The organism is Priestia sp. YIM B13489 (assembly GCF_042787645.1).
Taxonomy (GTDB): Bacteria; Bacillota; Bacilli; order Bacillales; family Bacillaceae_H; genus Priestia; species Priestia megaterium.
The window spans coordinates 4,558,945-4,581,427 of record NZ_JBHZOQ010000053.1; the positions used below are offsets into that span (position 1 = coordinate 4,558,945).

At 37.8% G+C, this 22,483-nt stretch carries 19 protein-coding genes and 1 tRNA gene; 3 read left to right on the forward strand and 17 right to left on the reverse strand.

Annotated features, from left to right (window positions below; genetic code table 11):
- Positions 1–6: 6 nt before the first annotated feature.
- Both nasC and nirB read right to left on the reverse strand, forming a co-directional pair.
- Positions 7–2,157, reverse strand: coding sequence for an assimilatory nitrate reductase catalytic subunit NasC (gene nasC / locus ACFX4W_RS29275; RefSeq protein WP_043980388.1), 2,151 nt, complete (start codon positions 2,155–2,157; stop codon positions 7–9).
- A 19-nt stretch (positions 2,158–2,176) separates the two neighbouring features.
- The gene (nirB, locus tag ACFX4W_RS29280) at positions 2,177–4,522 is read right to left on the reverse strand and encodes a nitrite reductase large subunit NirB (RefSeq protein ID WP_043980390.1); all 2,346 of its coding nucleotides are present in this window, start codon (positions 4,520–4,522) and stop codon (positions 2,177–2,179) included.
- 337 nt (positions 4,523–4,859) lie between these two features.
- Here nirB and ACFX4W_RS29285 point away from each other — a divergent pair, with 337 nt between their 5' ends.
- Positions 4,860–5,294 carry a hypothetical protein gene (locus ACFX4W_RS29285; RefSeq protein WP_016763097.1) on the forward strand — a complete coding sequence of 145 codons (435 nt, stop codon included), beginning with the start codon at positions 4,860–4,862 and terminating at the stop codon, positions 5,292–5,294.
- 55 nt (positions 5,295–5,349) lie between these two features.
- On the opposite strand, the gene lrgB is transcribed toward ACFX4W_RS29285, so the two are convergent.
- The 12 genes from lrgB to ACFX4W_RS29345 form a co-directional block, all read right to left on the reverse strand.
- Positions 5,350–6,030 (reverse strand): antiholin-like protein LrgB, encoded by a 681-nt coding sequence (gene lrgB / locus ACFX4W_RS29290; protein ID WP_025749840.1) that lies wholly within the window; start codon positions 6,028–6,030, stop codon positions 5,350–5,352.
- 33 nt (positions 6,031–6,063) lie between these two features.
- A complete protein-coding gene (gene lrgA, locus ACFX4W_RS29295; RefSeq protein WP_034654275.1) occupies positions 6,064–6,498 on the reverse strand; it encodes an antiholin-like murein hydrolase modulator LrgA in 435 nt (144 codons plus the stop codon).
- Positions 6,499–6,660: 162 nt separating this feature from the next.
- The gene (locus ACFX4W_RS29300) at positions 6,661–7,401 is read right to left on the reverse strand and encodes a LytR/AlgR family response regulator transcription factor (RefSeq protein WP_043980396.1); all 741 of its coding nucleotides are present in this window, start codon (positions 7,399–7,401) and stop codon (positions 6,661–6,663) included.
- A gap of 1 nt (position 7,402) precedes the next feature.
- Entirely contained in the window at positions 7,403–9,154 is a 1,752-nt protein-coding gene (locus tag ACFX4W_RS29305; protein ID WP_043980398.1) for a sensor histidine kinase, read from the reverse strand.
- Between the two features lie 121 nt (positions 9,155–9,275).
- Positions 9,276–10,604: a 6-phospho-beta-glucosidase gene (locus tag ACFX4W_RS29310; RefSeq protein ID WP_043980400.1), complete on the reverse strand. Its 1,329-nt coding sequence runs from the start codon at positions 10,602–10,604 to the stop codon at positions 9,276–9,278.
- Positions 10,601–10,930 carry a PTS lactose/cellobiose transporter subunit IIA gene (locus ACFX4W_RS29315; protein WP_025749845.1) on the reverse strand — a complete coding sequence of 110 codons (330 nt, stop codon included), beginning with the start codon at positions 10,928–10,930 and terminating at the stop codon, positions 10,601–10,603. The genes ACFX4W_RS29310 and ACFX4W_RS29315 overlap by 4 nt, the downstream gene beginning before the upstream one ends.
- A gap of 13 nt (positions 10,931–10,943) precedes the next feature.
- The gene (gene celB / locus ACFX4W_RS29320; protein WP_013055478.1) at positions 10,944–12,302 is read right to left on the reverse strand and encodes a PTS cellobiose transporter subunit IIC; all 1,359 of its coding nucleotides are present in this window, start codon (positions 12,300–12,302) and stop codon (positions 10,944–10,946) included.
- A gap of 13 nt (positions 12,303–12,315) precedes the next feature.
- The gene (locus ACFX4W_RS29325) at positions 12,316–12,621 is read right to left on the reverse strand and encodes a PTS sugar transporter subunit IIB (RefSeq protein ID WP_013055477.1); all 306 of its coding nucleotides are present in this window, start codon (positions 12,619–12,621) and stop codon (positions 12,316–12,318) included.
- A gap of 161 nt (positions 12,622–12,782) precedes the next feature.
- Entirely contained in the window at positions 12,783–14,732 is a 1,950-nt protein-coding gene (locus tag ACFX4W_RS29330) for a BglG family transcription antiterminator (RefSeq protein ID WP_043980402.1), read from the reverse strand.
- A gap of 260 nt (positions 14,733–14,992) precedes the next feature.
- A complete protein-coding gene (locus tag ACFX4W_RS29335) occupies positions 14,993–15,571 on the reverse strand; it encodes a TetR/AcrR family transcriptional regulator (protein ID WP_043980404.1) in 579 nt (192 codons plus the stop codon).
- Between the two features lie 4 nt (positions 15,572–15,575).
- Complete coding sequence (locus tag ACFX4W_RS29340) at positions 15,576–16,298, reverse strand: MBL fold metallo-hydrolase (RefSeq protein ID WP_043980406.1); 723 nt, start codon at positions 16,296–16,298, stop codon at positions 15,576–15,578.
- Between the two features lie 282 nt (positions 16,299–16,580).
- Positions 16,581–16,919 (reverse strand): YflT domain-containing protein, encoded by a 339-nt coding sequence (locus tag ACFX4W_RS29345; RefSeq protein WP_013081802.1) that lies wholly within the window; start codon positions 16,917–16,919, stop codon positions 16,581–16,583.
- 422 nt (positions 16,920–17,341) lie between these two features.
- Between ACFX4W_RS29345 and ACFX4W_RS29350 the strand changes: the two genes are divergently transcribed.
- Entirely contained in the window at positions 17,342–18,733 is a 1,392-nt protein-coding gene (locus ACFX4W_RS29350; RefSeq protein ID WP_043980408.1) for an amino acid permease, read from the forward strand.
- 334 nt (positions 18,734–19,067) lie between these two features.
- Here the strand turns inward: ACFX4W_RS29350 and ACFX4W_RS29355 are convergent, their stop codons facing one another.
- From ACFX4W_RS29355 to ACFX4W_RS29365, 3 genes are all read right to left on the reverse strand, one after another.
- Positions 19,068–19,697 carry a copper homeostasis protein CutC gene (locus tag ACFX4W_RS29355; RefSeq protein WP_043980410.1) on the reverse strand — a complete coding sequence of 210 codons (630 nt, stop codon included), beginning with the start codon at positions 19,695–19,697 and terminating at the stop codon, positions 19,068–19,070.
- A gap of 64 nt (positions 19,698–19,761) precedes the next feature.
- Positions 19,762–21,207 (reverse strand): DEAD/DEAH box helicase, encoded by a 1,446-nt coding sequence (locus ACFX4W_RS29360; protein ID WP_043980413.1) that lies wholly within the window; start codon positions 21,205–21,207, stop codon positions 19,762–19,764.
- Positions 21,208–21,375: 168 nt separating this feature from the next.
- A tRNA-Val gene (locus tag ACFX4W_RS29365) sits at positions 21,376–21,447 on the reverse strand.
- 264 nt (positions 21,448–21,711) lie between these two features.
- On the opposite strand from ACFX4W_RS29365, the gene ACFX4W_RS29370 reads away from it, so the two are divergent.
- A complete protein-coding gene (locus ACFX4W_RS29370) occupies positions 21,712–22,467 on the forward strand; it encodes an arylamine N-acetyltransferase family protein (protein WP_043980415.1) in 756 nt (251 codons plus the stop codon).
- The last annotated feature ends 16 nt before the right edge of the window (positions 22,468–22,483 follow it).

The window sequence follows — 22,483 nt, forward strand, 5'->3', positions numbered from 1 at the left end:
GCATTTTTAATAGCTGCTTCTTTTTACAGAAGGGCTAATCTTCACAGCACTTACTTTAAACCCCGGCATCTTACAGGAGGGATCTAATTTCTCAGAAACAAGGTTATTAACATTTTGAGAATCCGCCCAGTGAAAGGGAACAAATACGGTATCTGGCCGAATGCCCTCTGAAAATTTGCTTCTTACCACAATCCTTCCATATGAAGATTCAATTTGTACTAATTCTTGATTCGAAATTTCATATTTTTTCGCTGTTGAAGGGTGGATTTCCATAAAAGATTCGAAATTTCTAGCAGATAAAGACGCACTTTTTCGCGTTTGTACACCCGTTAAATAGTGCGACATCACTCTCCCCGTTGTTAAATAGAGAGGGTATTTTTCCGTTATTTTTGCTTTAGGTACAATAGCTTGATTCGAGACAGCGACCATCATCGCTTTTCCATCACTATGAGCAAAACGCGTTTCAAACAGGCGCTCGGTTCCTTTATCTGTTAAGCTTCTGCATGGCCATAAAATTCCTTTTTCCTCTCGTAATCGTTCGTACGTAATACCAGAGTAATCCGCGATCCCTCCTTTACTTGCTATTCGCAGTTCATTAAATATTTCTTCAGCTGATGCAAACGAAAAATGTTCCTCTTTCCCTAAAACTTTAGCAATTTCACACAGTATTTCCCAGTCGTGTTTGATTTCGCCGCGGCATGGAAAGCTAGCTTCGCGTAATGTAACTCTTCCCTCTACATTTGTCATGGTTCCTTCATCTTCCAAGTAGGAAGATGCTGGTAAGATCAAGTTTGCTAATTTTGCTGTTTCTGATTCAAACATATCTGCTACTACTAGAAAATCAAGCTTTTCAAAAGCCTTCTTAACAAAATTAGCGTTTGGATTTGAAACTGTTGGATTTGAACACATCAAAAACAACCCTTTAATTTCACCATCATGAATTTTTTCAATCATCTCATATGCAGAAACACCTTTTCTAGGAAGGTCTTTCTCCTCTATGTTCCACACATCCGCTATATACATCCGGTGCTCACGATTTTCGATTGAACGGTAGCCTGGAAGCTGATCCGCTTTTTGACCATGCTCCCGGGCTCCTTGCCCATTTCCTTGACCAGTAATGGCCCCATATCCGCAGCGAGGTTTACCAATTTTCCCAACAGAAAGTAGAATATTTAAAAAATTCCGCACCGCAGCACTTCCGTCTGTTTGCTGCTCTACCCCTCTAGCAGTAAAAATCATTCCCGTTTTTCTTTGACCAAACATACGGGCAGCTTGGTACATCTCTTCAAGTGGCACTCCCGTTATTTCTTCAATGATATTAAATTCTAGAGACGCCACATATTGAATTACTTCTTCAAATCCATTTACACGTTCTTGTAGAAATCGTTCATCTAGATAATTTTCTTCGATAAGGACCTTCAAGATTCCATTGGCTAATGCCGCGTCGCTTCCCGGCTTAAGTTTCAAGTGTAAATCAGCTATTTTAGTTGTAGCGGTTTCTCTTGGATCAATTGCAATAATAAATGCTCCATTTTCTTTTGCTTTCTCAAAATAAGGCATAATCGTTGGCTGACATTCCGCAATATTTGTTCCAGCTAACATAATACATTCAGTAAACGGAATCTCTTGCAAGCTATTCGTAAATCCTCTGTCCATGCCAAATGTTTTACTAGCAGCAGAAGCAGCAGCCGACATACATAAGCGTCCATTGTAATCAATATACTTTGTTTTTAACGCAACTCGAGCAAATTTCCCTAATAAATAAGCTTCTTCATTTGTAATAGAGGCACTTCCATAAACACCTAGCGCATCTGCTCCATTCTTCTCTTGAATCTCTGTAACGTTTTCTTTAATATAGTGAAGAGCTTCTTTCCAAGAAATCTTTACAAACTCTCCGTTTACTTTTAATAAAGGATATTGAATCCGATCTTTATGCAAAGGATGCTGATGCGCATTCATTCCTTTGATACATAACCTTCCTTGAGAAGTAGGGTTATCTGTTCCAATTGTTTTATACGTTTTCCTTTTTACATGTGTTTGTTCAACTAACTGCATTTTGCACTGCATGCTGCAGTAAGGACACTGAGTATTATAGATACGCTCGGTTTCAACTTGCTTTTGCTGCTCACGAAAATATTTCAATAGCATCTCAGTCATCGTAGGTCACCCTTCTTTCCTATAATAAATATGTGATTGCACGAGAGCGCTCTGAACTGAGCTGCTTCATTAAATACTCTCGATTGTCTATCTCAAACAAAACTTCTCTGACATGAACAATTCCTACTCGTTCGATCCAGCTCCCGACAGTTTCTAAATAGTTTCCTGTTTCACGGTAATATTGAATCAAAGAACAGCTGATTTCTACTGCTTCTTCGTTCGTTTCGGCCACATAAAACAGCTCCCCGCTTCTGGCTTCTGCGCTGCTTCCGCCGACATATATTTCCCATCCTCTGTCTATTCTTCTTAATCCTATATCACTTGTTGTTACATTCTCTGCAATGTGAGAACACGAAGCAATACTGATTTTGATATCACATGGGGTCTTTACATATTCAAGCTGTTTATCTAATTCATTTGATAAAGCAAGAGCAGGTTCATGCTGACAAATACACGTTCCTTTTCCTATATAAACAGATACATTTTTAACTGTACGTTCATATAGCTGCTGAAGTCCTCTATCTATTTCCTCACTTATCAACGGAAGATATTCTTTTTTCACTCCAATAAGTTGAATGCGCTGATCACTTGTTAAACGAATATTAGAGATGTTGTACCTTTCAGCTACATTTGCTATGTTCCTTAATTCCTGTACATTTGTCAGACCACCGTGAATTTGCGGTACCACTGCATAAGTCCCATCGTGAAGCAAAACGGCCTGTTCAGTCTCCGTAGTAAATAAAGAATGTCGATTGTTTTCATAATGAGGATGCATCATATCTAAATAGTAATGAAGACCGCCTTCACATAACGAACAGCCTTTCATGTCTTTAAACTTTAATATTTCTCTTACTTGCTGAACCGTCTCAAATTGATATTGCTGCATTTCTCTTACCAGCTCATCTTCTGATAAATGTGTACATGTACAAAAGGTTTTTTGTTCAATGATTTCATCAAACTCATCGCTTTGAATATATGTTAAAAGATCTGTTACAAGGGGTTTGCATCCTCCGCATGAACCAGAAGCTTTCGTGCAATTTTTTATTTCATCTACTGTCGTTAAATCATTTTTCTGTACTGCTTCAATAATGGCTCCCTTTGTTACACCATTACAGTTGCATACCATATCTGTAAGTGGCATAGAAGCTACTGCATTTTCTTTTTCATGTTGAGAAGGAAATAATTGTACTTTTTCCGCTTGCGACAAATCCTTTTTTTCATTAATCATTTGTGATAGCTTTATAGCCTCACTGGTATCTCCAAAAAGAACAGCTCCCACTATTTTCCCCTCGCGAAAAACGACTTTTTTGTATATACCATCTAACATATTCAAAATCGTAATGGCTTTTGCACCTTGATTTTCCTTGAACTCTCCGACTGAGTAAACGTCTATTCCTGATATTTTTAATTGAGTGGAAAGAACGGACCCGCGATAACCATCGTTTTTTATTTGGCAAAGATGTCGCGCTAAGACTTTTCCTTGTTCGTAAAGAGGAGCAACAAGGCCGTATGTCATCCCTCGATGTTCCGCGCATTCACCTACTGCATAGATATCCGGGATGCTCGTTTCTAAATAATCATTTACGATGATTGCTCTATTTGTTTCTATTCCGCTTTTTTTAGCTAGATTAACATTTGGCCTCACTCCTGTAGCCATTACAACTAAATCAGCTGCAATTTTGCTGCTATCGTTAAATCGGACGCCTTCTGCTCGATTTTCCCCTATAATCTCATCCGTATGTTTGTTTAATAGAAAACTCATGCCTTGCTTTTCCAATTCTTCTCTTAACATAGCAGATGCTGCTCTGTCTAACTGTCGCTCCATTAAGAAACCCGAATGATGAATGACTTGAACATCCATTCCCAAATTTAATAGTCCCCTAGCAGCTTCCAGCCCTAACAGACCCCCTCCAATAACCGCTGCTTTTTTATATTGTTTAGAAATTTTAATCATTTCCTGACAGTCTTCGATGGTACGAAAACCGAGGACACCTTCTTTGTCAGACCCTTTAACGGGGAGCATATACGGGCTCGAGCCAGTAGCAAGAATAAGCTTGTCGTACATCGTCTCTCTGTTTTTATCTGTTTTTATTATTTTTCTCTTAGTGTCTATGTGCGTAACGCTTTCTCCTTTAAATAAAGTGATATTATTTTCCTTATACCATGCGAAAGAATGAATATTGATATCTTCAAGCTTTGTACTGCCTTGTAAAACGGTTGATAATAAAATTCGATTATAGTTAACGTGAGGCTCACTTCCAAAAACAGTAATATCAAAACCATCTGGAGAATGAATAAGAATTTCTTCAATACAGCGCATTCCTGCCATTCCATTTCCGATTAATATCAGCTTTTGTTTCGTCATATAAAAACCTCCAACACATAGATTCAGACCGTAAAATATACAGTTTTTATTATTCCATAAACTTCTCTAAAAGAAATGAACCTTGTTATAACTTCTAACATTAAAATCTGTTTAAAGCGTATGAATACGCCGATACCATTCGTTGAAAGCAAGCTTTTATATAGAAGATTAATATGCTTTAAAAAGGGGTAGAAAAAAGGATGCTATGCTTATATCACCTTTCCCTACGCCTTATAAGTAATCTATATAAAATTTTGTTATCTTCTTTTTGCCTACTATTTATTTATTTTGAAATCAATTATGATAAAAGAAAGAGTCTGAATTGGAGGTTTAAAACATGTCAATAACCGTTCACGCCACTCAGTGGATTCATTTTCAAATTAAATTGTATAACCTTCATTCCAAAACGAGATCGCTTAAAGATCAAAAACTAGAATTACCTCTGCCAGAATTCCATCAAAATCTAATCATATTTACATCAGCAGCTCATCATGGCCTTACGTTTGGATATCAAGCCATTCAATGGGATACACCCTATACTTCCTGTCCGATTTACATAGAGCATCAGTCTATTCCATGGTCCACTTTAGAACAACGTTCCCATAAGCACATAACTGAACATATTACAGCTATTTTCTTAGAGACAATGTTTTATAGACAAAGTCAATTCAAACAATGTCAATTTTGTTTTGAATTTATCATTCCTGAGAGTCTTTTTGACCATACAACCTGTCAAAACTGCGCATCACGACATTTTGGAGTGGTGTATTAATTAACAAACAAAAGCCTGAAGGAGTCAGAAAATCTCTGACTCCTTCAGGCTTTTGTTACATGACTAGCTGAACAAAAAGTGGAATAACGGCAACTGTGACGACGCCTACAATAACAACTGCAATACTTGCCATGGCTGCCTCTACTTCTCCCATTTCAATCCCTACGGCTACTCCCAGCGCATGTCCAGAAGTTCCAAGAGCTAATCCTTTTGAAATTGGATTCTTCACCTTGAATATTTTTAAAAATAAAGCGCCCAGCGCATATACGATGACTGCATTAAAAATAACAGCAAAGGAAGTAATAGCAGGAATCCCTCCAATATCTTGAGACAATGGCAGCGCAATCGCTGTTGTAGCTGCTTGTGGAAGCATTGATTTCATCACAACTTCATCCATATGAATACCTTTAGCAATCGCAAAAATAATCGCTACCGAACAAACTGACCCTACTGCAATAGAAGAAAGAATTTGCCACCAGTACTTTTTTAATTTATCGGCTTGCTTATATAAAGGGATGGCAAAAGCAATTGTTGCCGGTTCTAAAAAGAAGCTGATAATCTTCCCGCCGCTGCTATATTCCTCATAAGAAAAATGACCAATTTTCAAAAAAGCAATTCCTAGTACCATTGCCACAAATAAAGGAGTAAATAAGAAAAAACCTTTTGACTTTTTAAATAAATACGTTCCAATGCCGTACGCAGCTAAAGAAACCACGATTCCAAAATACGGATTCATCTTTCCAACCACCTTGTCTCTTTATAATTGATGTTAAGCAATACCTTGTTTTTTCGTTTTTTCACTCATATCTACATCTTTTATTTCTTCTTTTGCTTTATTATCTTTTGTCATGCCAAGTATAAGCTGTGAAAATAAGCCTGTAACGCCTAACAAAATAATCGTTGCCACGATGATAACTAAACAAATTTGAATGCCGTACTGCTGCATAATACCTAATGAATTCATAACAGAAATACCTGCTGGTACAAATAAAAATCCGATCAAAGAAGTTAAAGCCGTTCCCAGTGATTCAACTTGCTCTAGTTTAATAATCTTCAAGCAGAGTGCAAGAAATAACAGCACAAGTCCAATGACTGAAGCAGGCATTGGAAAAGGCAAATGCTCTGCAATAAAATCTGAAATCAACATAATTACGGAAAAAATAAATGCTTGTGTTAAGAAGCCATACACTTTTTTAGCACTCATTTCTTTCACCTCTCTCTGTTTGTTGACTTCATTATATAAAATGAAAATCAATAGGAAAGCGTTTTCAAATCAAAGAGTCAAATATTTGTGCTCACTTACAAAAATCGAGCCTTGAAATGCAAAAAACAGCTTGCCAAAATGCATACGCAAGCTGTTTTTTTCTTAAATTCCTAAACGTTTCTTTAATTCTTTAGCATATGTACGGCTGACAGGAACTCGCTCATCGTTTTTCATTACTAAATTATACGTAGAATTAAACCAAGGCTGTACTTCGGAAATATGATCTACGTTGACGATATATCCCCTGTGCACACGACTAAACGACTGAGAAGGGAGCTTTTTTTCTAGCATAGCAAGCGTATCAGCAGTATGGTAGGATTCTGTTATAGTCTGAATGGTGACTTCTCCTTCTATTAACCCTACAAACAAGATGTCCTTTATATTCACCAACACAATCGAATCGTCTACAGAAATCGCTAACTTTCCAGTTTGAGAAGAAGACTCTCCTATCGATTCTTCTTCTTTCACAGCGGAATGAGGAACACGCATTTTTTTATATTTATGAATGGCCTGCACCACTCTCTCTTCGTCAAAAGGCTTCAAAATGTAATCAATTGCATCTACTTCAAAGGCTTGTAAAGCGTACTGATCGTACGCGGTTGCAAATATAATAGCTGGCGGATTTTTCATTTTTTTAAGCCTTTTAGCAATATCAAAACCGCTGTCATCTGACAGTTGTATATCTAAAAATAATAAATCCGGCTTTTCATCCATCATTTTATCCAACGCCTCTTCGATACTTTCAGCTTCTTCAATGAAGTCTACTTCTTTCGTTCGATGTAATAAATATTTTAATTCATCTCGCGCTAACATTTCATCATCTACTATTAGTACTCGCAGCATATTATACACCCTCGCTTTTTAATTCAATTGGTATAACAAACGAAACCGCTGTTCCTTCTGTTATGTCAAACTCCAGCGTTGTTTCTTTTCCAAATAATCCGTGCAAACGTTGTTTAATATTGTAAAGAGCCGTCCCCGTTCCTTTTTCTGAAAAAACGGGCTGATTGCCAAGCTTTTGCAATCGTTTTGTGTCTATACCTTGTCCATTGTCTTTTACCTTTACGTATACATATTTATCTTTTGTCTCAATATGAACTTCTACGCGACAGTGCTTTTGTTTACGCGGAAAGGCGTGCCGAATGGCATTTTCCACAAGCACTTGAAGAATAAATGGTGGAAGCAAGACATCATCTAGCCCTTCTTCAATATACATGTCAATTTCGTATTTATTAGGGAACCTGGCTTGTTCCAGCGATAAGTACGCGTGAACATGATCAAGCTCTTTTGATAACGGAATCAACAGCTGCCTTGCACCTTGCAAATTGGAACGAAAATAAATGCTTAGCTGCAAAAGCAGCTTTCTGGCTTTTTCTACGTCCTGTCTGCACAGCGCCGATATCGTATTAATAGCATTAAATAAAAAATGAGGATTCACCTGAGCCTGTAAAGCTTTAATCTCCGCATCTTTTAGCAATTTACTTCGAAGCTCTGCTTCGCCGAGCTCTAGCTGAGTTGAAAAAAGTTTAGCTAATCCTTCTGCCAGCTCTTCCTCCACTCGGCTTAACCCGCTCGCATCTTTAAAGTACATTTTTAGTGTTCCAATGGTAGTACCGTGAGAAGTAAGCGGCATCACAATAGCGGCATGAAGCGGGCAATCTTTATGCTGACAATCAATTTGTTCTCTCGATTTTGCTTTCATAATTTTTCCTGTCTTCAGCACTTCGTGAGACAGCCCGGTAATTAAACTATGCGAAGGAACGTGATGATCAATTCCTTCCCCTACATGAGCTAAAATTTTGTGCGTATCAGTTAGCGAAACAGCATCCGTACCTGTGAAGCGATGAATAATATTTGCAACATTTTCACATGATTCACTAGTAAGACCCTGACGAAAATGTGGAAGAGTTTGATCCGCAATTAATAATACTTTGTGTGTCTGAAGCGCTCTCATTTGTTCCTCTTGCCGTAAAATGGACTGAATAATAGATAAGAAAATATAGCTTCCCGTGCCATTTACAATAATCATTGGAATAGCAATAATACTCACTAGCGTCCATGCCGAATCAAACGGTTTAGCAAATAATAAAATAATCAGCATCTGAAGCGTTTCCATCGCTATGCCTACAAGTGCAGCAAAGCGCGGTGTAATCGTTCGATGTTTTTTCCGGTAGGCATAGCCGATATATCCAGTTAACACCCCTGCTAAAACGGATGAAACTGCACAGCTAAACGCCGTACTCCCTCCTAACATAAAGCGATGAACGCCAGCAAGTATTCCTACTCCTAAACCAACAAATGGACCGCCAAGCAGACCGCCCATTTCCACACCCATAATTCGTGTATTTGCAATCGAGCTTGATGGATCTACTTTTAATAATAAGTCTTCATTTCGAATAATTGTTCCTTGAATCTCAATTCCCGTGTAGTTACTAATAATGCTAAAAAGAGAAAAAATAAAAATAAGTACAGCTTTTCCTTTATATCCTTGCTGTTTGCGGAGAAATTGCCGAAAAACTTTTGTATGTGCCAGCAAAAAACCTAAGATGACAATAACTCCGACTCGTTCTACCATCATAATTAATAAATGAATCATTTCTAGCCACCCTTTGCTGTCCGTTTCTACTTTATATTGTTACATTGATGGTGGCAGAAATCTAGCTTTACAAATAGAAAAAAAGCTGTGCGAATACGTACTGTATTCGCACAGCTTGATTTTAAGCTTGAACCGTTTTAAAAAATTGAGGCAAGTAATCTTTATGAGCTTCTAGCATCTCGTCTACAATTTGCTTAGCTAGTTTATCAGAAGCCACAAGAGGATTAATGGTTAATGCTAAAATAGCTTTATCATAATCTCCGGTCACTGCTGCTTCAGCTGCAATACGCTCAAATGACTTAATTGTTTGAACAAGACCTCGCACAGGTACAGGAAGGTCGCCGACTGAAATTGGCTTCGGTCCATCTTTTGTAATGATACAGCTTACTTCTACGGCAGAATCAGCAGGAATACTTGCTATGGCACCATTATTGATAGTATTTACGGGCTGAATATCACCTTTATCCGTGTAAATGGATGTAATCAATCGAACGGCTGCATCACTATAATAGGCTCCGCCGCGCTGTTCTAATTGAGGCGGTTTAATGTCTAGATTAGGATCTTCATACAGTTCGAACAGCTCTTTTTCCAACTGTTTTACGACTTCTGCTCTCGTTTCACCTTTTTCATAATTAACGAGCTCTTTTTCTACCATTTCACGCGTTTTATAATAGTACATGTGATATGGACACGTTAACGCATTTAGGGCTTTTGTAAATTCTGGCTCCCATCCAAGTCCCGCTACATTTTTCACAAAGCTGCTGTTAGTTGGATCACTCAATAAATCAATAACTTGATCTTTAACGCTTACACCATCTACATATACATCTAATCCATAGACCATGTGATTTAAACCAGCAAAATCAATTCGAATGCGAGAGTGATCTACATCAAGCAGCTTAGCAATCCCCATTTCCATTCCGATTGGTACATTACAAAGTCCTACAATCTTTTTAATGTTACTATAGCGGAGCACAGCTTCTGTTACCATGCCTGCAGGATTTGTGAAGTTAATCAGCCAAGCTTCTGGACATAACTCTTCAATGTCACGGCAGATATCTAAAATAACGGGAATCGTGCGAAGTCCTTTAAATAATCCGCCCGGTCCATTTGTTTCTTGACCAAGCACCCCGTATTTTAGCGGTATTCTTTCATCTTTCGCTCGTGCATCTAACAAACCAACTCGGAATTGAGTCGTTACGAAATCCGCATCTTTTAGTGCTTCTCTTCGATCTAACGTTAAATGAACATTAATTGGCAAACCTGATTTTTTCACCATTCGTTTTGCCAAATTACCAACAATCTCTAGCTTTTCTTTTCCTTCTTCAACGTCTACTAGCCACAGTTCTCGAACTGGAAGTTCATCGTATCGTTTAATAAATCCTTCTATTAGTTCAGGCGTATAGCTTGAACCTCCGCCAATCGTTACAATCTTAATACCTTTTTTCATAGTGTAATCCCCCCGGAAATTTTGATTGCTTCATATAAATCTACAAATTCAGTAGCCATTTCTTTTACCGTCATCGCATTCATTAAATGATCTTGAGCATGAATCATGAGCAGAGAAATTTCTGTGCTTTCCCCTCTAATTTCACCTTGAATTAACGACGTTTGGATATGATGAGCAGCATTTAATTCTTCTGCAGCTTGTGTAAGCTTTTCACGTGCTTCCGAAAAATTTCCGCTTTTGGCAGCTGCTATCGCTTCCATTGCTGAACTTCTGCCGTTTCCACCGTGTAAGATTAATTTAAAAATATATTCTTGAATGCCTTCCATCCTTTATCCCTCCTCACACAATATCTTTCTTTGTATCACTTGGTACCCCTTCAGCTGCAGGCTGTATACCATTTTCTTCAGTGAATTTTTGTTTATCCCACATTCTAAAGAAAGGATAATAAATGCAAACAGAGATTCCGATATTAATAGCTTGCATAACTGCACCCGATAATTTCCCTCCTGTTGCCAAATAGCCAGAAATAATCGGAGGCATAGTCCAAGGAACCGCAATACCTGCTGGTTTTGCTACCAGTCCTGTCGACATCGCAATATAGGTTGCTACTACCGTCACAAGAGGGGTAATAATAAACGGAATAAGCATCATTGGATTCATCACCATCGGAAGTCCAAAGATGATTGGCTCATTGATGTTAAAAAGAGCTGGTCCTATTCCTAACTTACCAAGCTGCTTCATTTGTTGACTGCGTGCTTTTAAAATCATAGCTACAACTAGAGCTAACGTTGCTCCGCTGCCTCCGATATTAATCCAAATATCAAAGAACTGCTGTGTAAAAATATTTGGTAATGCTTCATGATTAGCAAATGCAATTCGGTTTTCATCCATAGCTCCATACCAAATGGGAGCCATAATTCCACCGACAATATTCGCTCCATGAAGTCCACATGACCACATGAGCATAATAACAAGTTCGGCAACTAGCGTACCGCCTAAACTGCCGCCTAACACACCTAAAGGCTTTCCAAGCAATTCTCCAACGATATTATGCAGACTTCCAAAATGCGTTTGTTCTACTAACAAACGTAAAATCCAAATAAATGCTATTACCGTAAAGCCAGGAATAAGAGCAGCAAACGATTTTCCAACAGCGGGAGGAACTCCATCAGGCATCTTGATGATAATGTCTTTTTGAATAAACCATCTGTAAATTTCCGTAGAGAGAATCGCGACAATCATTGCTACAAAGAGTCCTTTACTTCCCATTAAAGCGGTTGGAATTCCGCCGTCTACTAAAATAGCTTCTTTGGCTCCACTTGGGAGAAAGGACACTTTATACGGAGTAGCAAGTAAAAAAGCAGCCAGTGAAATAGCCCCTGCGGACAAAGCATCTACTCCGTATTTTTCAGCTAACCGATAGGCTATTCCGAAACAAGCAAGCAGCGCCATAATATCGAATGTAGCTCCAACTGGATAGGCCATTTTCGTTGCCCATTCTTTTCCGAAAATCCCTGCCATAAAGTCGTTATAACCTGGTATCGGTAAATTCGACAGTATTAAAAATACTGAACCGATAATAATGAGCGGCATTGTCAGAACAATACCGTCTCGAAGTGCTTGTAAATGGCGTTGACCCGCCATTTTTCCAGCGATAGGCATTACTTTGCTTTCAAGCATACTATTAAATTTGCTCATGTAGTCCACACTCCTATTTTGAAACTAGTTGAACTGCAAATTTTAACACTTGTTCCCCATTACACGTTCCGTAGTGAACAGGATTTATAACGTCAACTGGCACTCCTTTTTCTTCACCTAGCTTCTTAAGCTGCGGCAATAGGTAACGCACTTGAGGTCCTAATAAAAGTACATCCGCTTGATCAATATGGTTGCGAACAGAGTCACCAGGAACCGCCCAAATTTTATACTCCGTGCTTTGCTCCTGAGCGCTTTTTTCCATTTTTGTTACTAGTAAACTTGTAGACATTCCAGCTGCACAACATAATAGAATATTCATTTGTCATTCCCCCGTTTTTTATTTTGCTATCTGTTTTGTTGATAGTTTTATCTTAAAATAAAAGCGCTTACATTTATACACAACCTTTTTCCGTTACTAGCGGAAAAATTATGTTTGAACATTCAGATAAAAAAAGAAGCCCCTCTCTTAGACTTCTTTTTTTATCTAATATTTTTCATAAACACCTCTATAAATTCCTCATAATCCTTGCACTTTACTAAGCGCTGCACGACCTGCTTATCATCCACAACGCGGACTAACAAACTGTACATCTTTTGCAAATCGCCTTGATTATTCGCTTTTACACTTAAAAGGCAAATAAATTGTACGAGGTTTCCTTCCCACATAATCGGTTTTTTTAACGTGCAAATGGCCCAAAACGTCGTATCCGTTTGAGGAACCATAGGATGAGGAATCGCAACGAGATTGCCAAAACTTGTTGGTGATGCAGCTTCTCTTTCAAAAACAGATTCTATAAATTGAGAAGGAACTAGTCCTAGATGAGTTAATTTCTCTCCTAAAAAATGAAGCACTTCTTCTCTCGTTTGAAATTCTTGCTGTAAATATACTAATTCTTTTTTTGTGTATTCTAAGGAAGGCTGCTGTTTGTTCTTCATTAAACAATCAATTTTTTTAAAATCACTGTTTCCTAGAATCGTACTTACTTGTACTACAGGAACAGGAAGATGATCTGGAATTGGAATGGTACTAACAATAAAATCTAAAGAGTGCAGCGACATTTGGTGAAGCTTATAATACTGCGTTGTTCCTAAAATAGTCAGATTTAATCCAAAAGTAGCCTGCAGCTTATATGATAATAGCTTGGCACTCCCTACTCCCGATGCGCATACAATCAAACAGCGCTTAGGCTGATTGATAATTTTCCGACGTTCAATGGCCCCTCCAATATGTAAAGCTAAATAGCCAATTTCCGTTTCATGCATGTCGATTTCAAGGCGATTTTTCAAAACCTTCCCAGCTATAATCCCAGCTTCAAAAGCCAGAGGGTAATGACTCTTAATTCCTTCAAGCATCGGGTTTCGCAGATTCATTCCATATTTATAGCGATTGATAGCCGGTTTCAAATGCAAGCTCATGCCAAGGATCAGCTCTGAATCTTCACTAATTCCTAAATGAAGCTCTTTTTCAATTGCTTCTAATATAGCTGCTGTTAATTCATAGATATTTGTGTCAATAAACTGCTTTACTTCTTTTTCTTCATGATTGCTATTGTTGAGCATTTTTGTACCTAACAAATGAATGGCGATATATGCCGTTTCTGACTTCGGAAAACGAATCTTGAATGCATTTTCAATCTCCCGCACAATTTCAGCTGCCACTTCATATTCTTTATGTTCCATAATCTCAAGCAGATCTTCTGAATACAAAGAAATAAAATTTTCTTCTTGTATTCGCTTACAAGCTATAGCTAAATGAATGATTAAATTATTTAATCCAATGTCTGAAACCATAATATTGTATCGTTTTATTTGATTTAAAATGTGGGCTTTAATCGTTAAGATTGATTCTTGGGGCAGAATAGATATTTTATTGTATACCATATCTATTTCTTTATCTTTTCGGTTGAATATGTACTCAGACATACAGAATCTCATTTTCATTTCGTCCCCTTTAGCTTTCAAGCCATAGTTAGGACGTTTTTCTAAAAGAATATCATACTTACACAGCTGTTTTTTAACATCTCTTAAATCGTTTTGAACCGTTGACTTGCTAATATACAACTCGTCTGCTAAATCTTCGAGCTTCAAATATTCGTCTGCTAGCAGCAATCTTTTGATTAAATAATGCACGCGGTCATCAGGAACGGTTGGAATAGAAGTTGCATCAAATAATTGATTAGCCGAAAGTTCTTTTAATAGGTGATGGAACTGTTTTTCATCTAAAACGCTAAGTTCATATCCTGTCCCACGAGCTGATTTAATTTTAGCTCCGTACTGAGACAAAATGTCATCTAGCTGTTTTATATCCGTTCGAATAGTTCGAGAAGATACTTGATTTATTGTTGCTAAATATTCACTCGTAACGGTTGATAATGTAGACTGTACGGACATTAGTTCTCTTAATATGACGATCATTCTTGAATTAAGCATGTTTGCTTCTCTCCATTCTCAGAAGATTTCTCCCTTATAAAACAAATGAAAAAGGGCTGGTTATTTTAAACAAAAACAAAAAATACCTAAACAGCAACAAACAGAAACTATCTTTTCTGTCCTTGCAGCTTAGGTTTTGCCTGCTTCGTCAGTAACAACCCTAAAACAATAGGAATAAATGTCTTTATTTGTAATCTATCATTCTTTCTCTTTTTTTTCAATTTCAACTAAAGCATTAGGCTTAGTGGCTTTAATGAAATTTATGTGGTCTGTTTATACCGGTGTAGGCCCAATGCAAACGTACGGATTAAAAAGTCTAGAGTCTCATCAGTGCTTAATGACATTCCAAATCCCCCTTTATGCTCCAAAGAAGAAAACCCATGTAAAATGCTGCGAAGACTTCTAACAGCATGAAGGGCTTCATTTTCCGGAAGCTGATACGGTTTCAACACATCCAGCACTAAAAACAAAATGTTATCAGATGCTTTTTGTACTTCTTCATCCTTTATCCTTGGTGCTACCGTTGCCGTTGCTTCGTATATTCCCGGAGACTTTCTTACAAATGAAACGTACGCTTTACTTAGATGATAAACAGCGTCTTCTGCGGAAGCATGTTCAACAGTACTTTTTAAAAGATGATATAGCTGCTGCAGTCCACTTAAAGCCAGTTCTTTGCGCAGCTCTTCTAATCCTTTTATATGGTTATATAAAGACGGTGGACGAACATTTAATTCTTTTGCTAATGAAGCAATTGTAACAGCATAAAACCCTTCACGATTGGCCAAATTTTCACCTGTTTGAATCACCTTTTTGAAATCTAGTCCTTGTCGTGGCGACATCCCTTCATCTCCTTTTTTCTATTTTTACTTTCGCTTGTTGTATTGCTTTTTCCATCAATTTTAGCGGCTGAGAAAGAATTCTTCCGTGTCCAACAGCAAGAAGTGACGGGTTTAGCTCATGTAGCTTTTCTGCACTTTTAAGCGCTAGCTCTTTGCTCCACGTTCCAAAGGCAGGAAACGGAAACAGCGGTTTTAACTGACCTGATACCGCAATTCCTCCTCGCACTTGGAACGAATCTCCGGCAATTAATGCGTTCGTTCTCTGCTCTAAAAAAGACATAGATCCAGGTGTATGTCCAGGTGTAAAAATAGGAGCAAGTGAGCCTATATAAGAATCTTCTTCGATGAAATGATCAATTTTAGTTGAAACCTTTCCTAGTTTTGGTATTCCTCCACGGATTGGGTTTTGAGGTTCTTCAGAATCGAGTGTGAAATCTCCTGAAAATAATCGATAATCTCTTTGCGACATATAAACAGAAGCATTCGGTAACCTTTTTTTCAAATGATCAATCGCTCCGATGTGATCTTCATGAGTATGTGTAAAAACAATTCGAGTAATCGGTTTTCCAATTTGATCTGCAGCTTTCAAAATACCCGACGCGCTGTATGGAAGAGCCGCATCAATTAATGTAAGACTGTCTTTCTCTTCGACTAAATAACAATTCACTGGAAAAAAGCGAGGCAAAAACGTCAGTTGATACAACATTTTCTCACGAACTATTCTCATTTCCTCATCCCCTATTATCAAAATTAAAACTAATGGTATTAGTTTTAATTTTAACTAATACCATTAGTTTTATCAATCATATATTGGAAAAAACAAAAAAGTGTGAGACATAACAAAATCAATTAAATCTAAAGACGAACAAATGGGATAAAGAAGCTCGTATAGATCACTTGTTATACCGTCCCCACAAAAAAATCCGAACGCGTTTGATTCTCTATCAAGAATCAAACGCGTTCGGATCTTCCTTTAACTAAACTACTTTTTTCATAGCCTCTATTAAACTTAAACGTCTTTTCTTTCTCCTGTAGCAGCCACTACAATCGCACTGCCTTTCTTTAACTCTTCTTCATATTTTTTTGTTTCGTCTTTTGATAAGCCTAGTGAAGCCATTTTTGTTCGAAGCTCATCTTCTCTGGTTAAAAATAAACTCGCTGCTGAATGTAAAGGACCTTCTTCAGACAGTCGAATAATATTTGTATCCGTTACTTCTGTTAAATTTTTAGAATTTTCCTTGTCATACGTAAACACGTATACTTCATCTTTCTCAAAACCTTTGTCTGCAAATTGATTAACTGCTTCGTTAATGTTTGCTCCTTTTTCTACTACTTCAACATGTTTCATTATTTATAACCTCCTGTTTCTATCGCACATCTTTCTTTTATACTTAACAAAAGAATAAACTTCTTACTACTATATATACCCGTTTTCAGAAAGGAAAACCCGCATTTAGAGCTTTGCAGAGAGTTTGAATATCACTCCACATTATCCTTTAATAGAATGTATACCTCTTTTGATTAAATTATTTGAAACAATCATTCAGTTTATTTTCAGCTACATTGCTTATTATAAAAAGGAAAAAGACGCTAATCAGGTACTTTATACGCATAATGAATATCTGTGTCAGAGTAAGCCGGATATGAATGCAACAATTCATATCCGCTTTTTGTATGAAAGAACCTCTAACAACATCCTGTCCATACGTCTTACAACATACTATAATTCTCCATATTAACTAAAAATTTAGTTTATATAGGAGGTTACAAATGAACAGCCATCCACAGCCACAGTTAAAAAAAGAGTTAAAGATCCGGCATATCACCATGATTTCTCTTGGAGGAATTATCGGTGCTGGATTATTTATCGGAAGCGGATCACTCATTAACACCGCTGGACCGGGATCTATTTTTTCGTACGCATTTGCTGGTTTGCTCGTTATTTTAGTCATGCGAATGCTTGGCGAAATGTCTACTGCCAATCCTTCCAGCGGTTCTTTTTCTACTTATGCAAAAGAGGCATTAGGCCCTTGGGCCGGCTACACGATTGGCTGGCTTTACTGGTTTTTCTGGGTTATCGTTATTGCTGTTGAAGCCATTGCAGGTGCAAATATTATTCAATACTGGTTCCCGTCTTTGCCGTCTTGGGGAGTAAGCCTGGCTCTTACTTTTTTATTAACGATGACCAATCTGTACTCGGTTAAATCTTTCGGAGAATTTGAATATTGGTTTTCCCTCATTAAAGTCGTCAGTATCGTTCTTTTTTTACTTTTAGGTATAGCTATTATTTGTGGATTCATTCCAGGCATTGATCCTCCTGGCACTTCCAACCTTTTTCACAAAGGGGGATTTTTACCAAATGGAATTAGCTCTGTGTTTTTAGGCATTGCTCTTGTCATGTTCTCTTTTATGGGAACAGAAATTGTCGCAACCGCAGCAGGTGAATCGTCTCAGCCTGAAAAAGCCATTACCATCGCGACCAATACCGTTATTTATCGCATTTTGTTTTTCTATTTAGGCTCTATTTTTATTTTAGTAACGGTTCTTCCCTGGAATTCATCAAGCCTAATGAAAAGCCCATTTGTATCTATTCTTGAATTAGTGAATGTACCGGCCGCAGCTCAAATTATGAACTTTATTATTTTAACAGCCGTTCTTTCCTGTCTGAATTCTGGTCTGTATACAAGTTCTCGCATGCTGTTTTCCATGTCTCAAAACGGCGATGCACCAAAAAGTTTTTCAAAATTAAATAAAAAAGGCGTGCCGGTTAGCGCCATATTAGCTTGTACAGTTATCTCGTACATTAGCGTTATCTTTAACTACATTTCACCGGACAAAATCTTTTTGTTTTTAGTGAATGCATCAGGTGGCGTAGCGCTTCTTGTGTATCTAGTTATTGCATTTTCACAGATTAAAATGCGAAAAAAATATGAAAAAGAAAATCCTGAAGCATTAAAAATTAAAATGTGGTTATTTCCTTACTTAACTTACGCTACAATCCTTGCCATCACTAGTATTTTTATAGCCATGGCATTTATTGATTCATTACGTTCTCAGTTCTTCTTAACTCTTTTAATTGCTGTACTCATCGTAGGTTCTTTTTTCTTTCAGCGTACCAAAATGACGAGCGGCTTAGCAGCAAAAGGAAATACATCAAAATAAAAGAGGTTGAGACATAACTAAATGAATTCAACCTAAAGATGAACAAATGAGATAGATGAGCTGGACTGCTTATTACATCGCAGTTGATTTCCATGCAAGGCTTCGCTTTCCGCGGGCGGGTGCTGAGCCTCCTCGTCCCTTGTACTCCTGCGGGGTCTCATCTGTTTCGCTGTTCCCGCAGGAGTCTTCGCCTTGCCCTCCAATCACCTGCTAGAAGGAACGAAACAGATGAAACTATATTCACCATCAAAAAAACGAACCACGAATCAAACATATTGATTAATGGTTCGTTTTTCACTTGGATTAAAATGCTTTTGTCCCAGCCTCTTTTTATTTAACGAGATAAATCTCCTACAATTTTTGTTCCGTGTAATTCAGCTGCTTTTGTTTCTTTTATAACCGCCTTTGCGTTGCTTTCATGAATTCCTCCGCCGGGCAAAATAATAATACGGTCGTTAGCATATGTGATCAATTCTCGGATCATATGAAGATTTTGCAAAGCAGATCCTTTCCCTCCTTTGGTCAAAATACGGTCTGCTCCCAATTCACTAAGTATATCAATGGCTTTGTATTTATCTTTAATCTCATCAAATGCCATATGAAACGTAACGCTTAAAGGATGAGCTTCTGCTATTAACTCTTTAGTGCGTCCGTAATCGATTTCAGCTTCTTCTGTTAAAATGCCAAATACTACTCCGTTTACTCCAAGGTCTTTACATGCTTTAACGTCTTTTTTCATAATTTGAAATTCTGCTTCAGAATATATAAAATCACCGCTTCTTGGGCGAATAATCACGTTGATATCTGTATCAAGATGTTCGCTTGCATATTCAATGGTGCCGTAACTTGGCGTGGTGCCTCCTTGACTGAGATTGTCACACAATTCAATGCGGTCTGCTCCTAGCTTTTCTGCTTTTTTTGCCTGCTCATACCCTTCTGCACACGCTTCTTTTATGTACTTCATACTCTCAACTCCTTTATTGGCTCTATAAATAAAGCCCATCTTTAAAAAGATGGACTTCCTTCTGCTATTTAATCGCTTTATGAACTTTTAATTTCTTTCCTTTAATCGTTTTGTTTTTCATTGTTTGTAACACTTTTGGACCTTTTCCATTCAAAATCTCTACATAAGAGACATTTTCTTGGATCGTAATAATTCCAATATCGTCCGCGGTTACTCCGTCTAATTTCGCAATTGTTCCCACAAAATCAACCGCTCTAATTTTCTTTTTCTTTCCTCCGTTAAAATACAGCTTCATAATGTCTTTATTTAATGACTCGCTTTTATCCTTTTTAACTTCTGGACGCTCATTGATTTTTTCAGTAAAAGCGGATGCTGCCTGCTGTACTTCTTCTTTAGAAGGAGGAGTAGATGTTGGAATTGAAAAACCGATATATTCTTCAATTTCCGATAGCATTCTCTCTTCATAAGGCGTTACAAATGTGATAGCCTTCCCTTTTTTACCGGCACGTCCCGTTCTTCCTGTACGGTGAACGTAGCTTTCTTTTTCTAACGGAAGGTCATAGTTAATAACGTGTGTGATATTATCAATATCAATTCCTCTCGCAGCTACATCTGTCGCCACTAAATAGCGGAATTTACCTTTTTTGAAATCATTCATAACCTCAAAACGGTCTTCTTGCACCATTGCCCCGTGAATTTTATCACAAGGATACCCAAGATCATCTAAATCATCTAACAGCGTATTTACCTGCTCTTGCGTGCGGCAAAAAATGATGCAGCTGTCCGGGTTTTCTACTGTGGTTACGTCTTTCAGCAGTTCAAATTTACGTTCGTTCTCTACTGTTATAACAGAATGGTCAATCGTACTTGTCGTTAATCCATTCGCTTTGATTTCAACATCAACCGGCTTTTTCATATACTTGCGAGAAAGCTCTTCAATATCTTCAGGAAGCGTAGCGGAGAAAAGCATCGTTACACGCTCACTAGGAAGATGTTGAATAATTGCTTCTACTTGGTCAATAAAACCCATATTTAGCATTTCATCTGCTTCATCAATAACCAAATAACGAATTTTCTCTAATGCAAGCGTTTCTTTTTCTATATGATCAAGCACTCGTCCAGGCGTACCTACAACAATATGTGTTTTTTGCTTTAATTCTACTTTTTGCTTGGCAAACGGTGATTTTCCGTAGACAGCTGCTGCTTTAATTCGCTTAAAACGGCCGATATTTGTAATATCTTCTTTTACCTGCGCAGCCAGCTCTCGTGTAGGTGTTAACACTAAGGCTTGGGGTTTATTTTCTTCCCAATTCACTAATTCACACAGTGGAATGCCAAAGGAAGCCGTTTTTCCACTTCCTGTTTGAGACTTCACGACAACATCTCTTTCTTCTAGCGCGATGGGAAGCACCTTGCTTTGTACTTCCGTAGGATGATTGTATTGCAGACTAGAAAGCGCCTTAGCTACCTTGTCACTAAGACCATATTGACTAAAACTTTTTTGATTCATTTTGTACCCTCATTTATTTTAAATTAGTGATTATCTTTATCATGACCTGATGCACTATGTTTCATTATACTTTAATTCTTCTATACGCGCTCAAGATTTAATGTAGCATTGATTTGTCAAACAAAAGAGAAAAGCCGCTCTCTTATTAATAAGAAAACGGCTTTGGTATGAGCGATGAGGGATTCGAACCCCCGACCCCATCCCTGTCAAGGATGTATTCTCCCACTGAACTAATCGCTCGTGATATGTATTGACTATATTATAGAAAGAGTTATCCAATTTTGTCAACTATTTTTCCGCAGTTCCCAAGTTGGAAGGATCGTCTTTACTTTTGATAAAATAAAAACATGCCATAAAGGAGCGTGACGAGATGAAAGTACCAACTTTAAAAATTGACAGCCTTGTACTTCAAGGATTCGCTTCCAAAGAGACAATCGAAAAAGCGCTGTTACATGAACGTTCTGCTAAAGACAGAGAGAAATGATTTACTAAGAGGTGCATTTGATGAATATTAATTATTATTTTAGTCGGTTTTTAGCTAAGAAACCGGATAGCCCAACGTATGAAAGCTTAGCTGCTTTACAGAACAAACACATGCTTCATGTTCCTTTTGAGAACTTAGATGTTCTGTCTCAAACCCCTATCATAATTGATTTAGAACGAATTTTTCAAAAAGTAATCGTAAATTTGCGGGGAGGATTTTGCTACGAATTAAACGGTCTATTTGGCTGGCTGTTAAAAGAAAGCGGATATGAAGTCTCTTACGTTTCAGCTACCGTCAAAAAACCCGACGGCACATGGACCATTGAAGGAAGTCATGCTACAAACCTTGTGACGATTGAAGATCAGCCTTACATCGTAGACGTTGGATTTGGAGATTCTGTGCGCAAGCCAATGCCTTTAAATGGCGAAGTAGTAAGAGATGTAAGCGGCTCTTATCGTATGACAAACGTTGCTGAGCATATGTATGATTTGCAGCGATGGGAAGATGATGTATGGAAAACGCTGTACCGTGTGTCTACGCTTCCTAAGAAACTGACTGACTTTACTCCCATGTGTGAGTTCAATCAAACGTCAGCGGATTCTCCGTTTGTACACAAACGTCTTGTTACGATCGCAACCCCTACAGGGCGCATTACCCTCTCTGGCGAAACGCTAACTGTAACAGACGGCGAAAAAAAGACGAAAAGGAACGTTTCAGAAGAAGAAATACCTGATATTTTACAAAATCATTTTTATATTATTAAAGGATTTTATTAATATCTCCTTACACAGA

Excerpts from the sequence above, each read along its gene's own strand:
- ACFX4W_RS29350 (WP_043980408.1), top strand. The coding sequence starts at position 17,342 with ATGAACAGCCATCCACAGCCACAGTTAAAAAAAGAGTTAAAGATCCGG.
- nasC (WP_043980388.1), bottom strand. The coding sequence starts at position 2,157 with ATGACTGAGATGCTATTGAAATATTTTCGTGAGCAGCAAAAGCAAGTT.
- lrgA (WP_034654275.1), bottom strand. The coding sequence starts at position 6,498 with ATGAGTGCTAAAAAAGTGTATGGCTTCTTAACACAAGCATTTATTTTT.
- ACFX4W_RS29360 (WP_043980413.1), bottom strand. The coding sequence starts at position 21,207 with ATGAATCAAAAAAGTTTTAGTCAATATGGTCTTAGTGACAAGGTAGCT.
- ACFX4W_RS29305 (WP_043980398.1), bottom strand. The coding sequence starts at position 9,154 with ATGATTCATTTATTAATTATGATGGTAGAACGAGTCGGAGTTATTGTC.
- ACFX4W_RS29370 (WP_043980415.1), top strand. The coding sequence starts at position 21,712 with ATGAATATTAATTATTATTTTAGTCGGTTTTTAGCTAAGAAACCGGAT.
- ACFX4W_RS29340 (WP_043980406.1), bottom strand. The coding sequence starts at position 16,298 with ATGAGAATAGTTCGTGAGAAAATGTTGTATCAACTGACGTTTTTGCCT.
- ACFX4W_RS29355 (WP_043980410.1), bottom strand. The coding sequence starts at position 19,697 with ATGAAGTACATAAAAGAAGCGTGTGCAGAAGGGTATGAGCAGGCAAAA.
- lrgB (WP_025749840.1), bottom strand. The coding sequence starts at position 6,030 with ATGAATCCGTATTTTGGAATCGTGGTTTCTTTAGCTGCGTACGGCATT.
- ACFX4W_RS29315 (WP_025749845.1), bottom strand. The coding sequence starts at position 10,930 with ATGGAAGGCATTCAAGAATATATTTTTAAATTAATCTTACACGGTGGA.
- ACFX4W_RS29310 (WP_043980400.1), bottom strand. The coding sequence starts at position 10,604 with ATGAAAAAAGGTATTAAGATTGTAACGATTGGCGGAGGTTCAAGCTAT.
- nirB (WP_043980390.1), bottom strand. The coding sequence starts at position 4,522 with ATGACGAAACAAAAGCTGATATTAATCGGAAATGGAATGGCAGGAATG.
- ACFX4W_RS29330 (WP_043980402.1), bottom strand. The coding sequence starts at position 14,732 with ATGCTTAATTCAAGAATGATCGTCATATTAAGAGAACTAATGTCCGTA.
- ACFX4W_RS29285 (WP_016763097.1), top strand. The coding sequence starts at position 4,860 with ATGTCAATAACCGTTCACGCCACTCAGTGGATTCATTTTCAAATTAAA.
- ACFX4W_RS29335 (WP_043980404.1), bottom strand. The coding sequence starts at position 15,571 with ATGTCGCCACGACAAGGACTAGATTTCAAAAAGGTGATTCAAACAGGT.
- ACFX4W_RS29345 (WP_013081802.1), bottom strand. The coding sequence starts at position 16,919 with ATGAAACATGTTGAAGTAGTAGAAAAAGGAGCAAACATTAACGAAGCA.
- ACFX4W_RS29300 (WP_043980396.1), bottom strand. The coding sequence starts at position 7,401 with ATGCTGCGAGTACTAATAGTAGATGATGAAATGTTAGCGCGAGATGAA.
- ACFX4W_RS29325 (WP_013055477.1), bottom strand. The coding sequence starts at position 12,621 with ATGAATATTCTATTATGTTGTGCAGCTGGAATGTCTACAAGTTTACTA.
- celB (WP_013055478.1), bottom strand. The coding sequence starts at position 12,302 with ATGAGCAAATTTAATAGTATGCTTGAAAGCAAAGTAATGCCTATCGCT.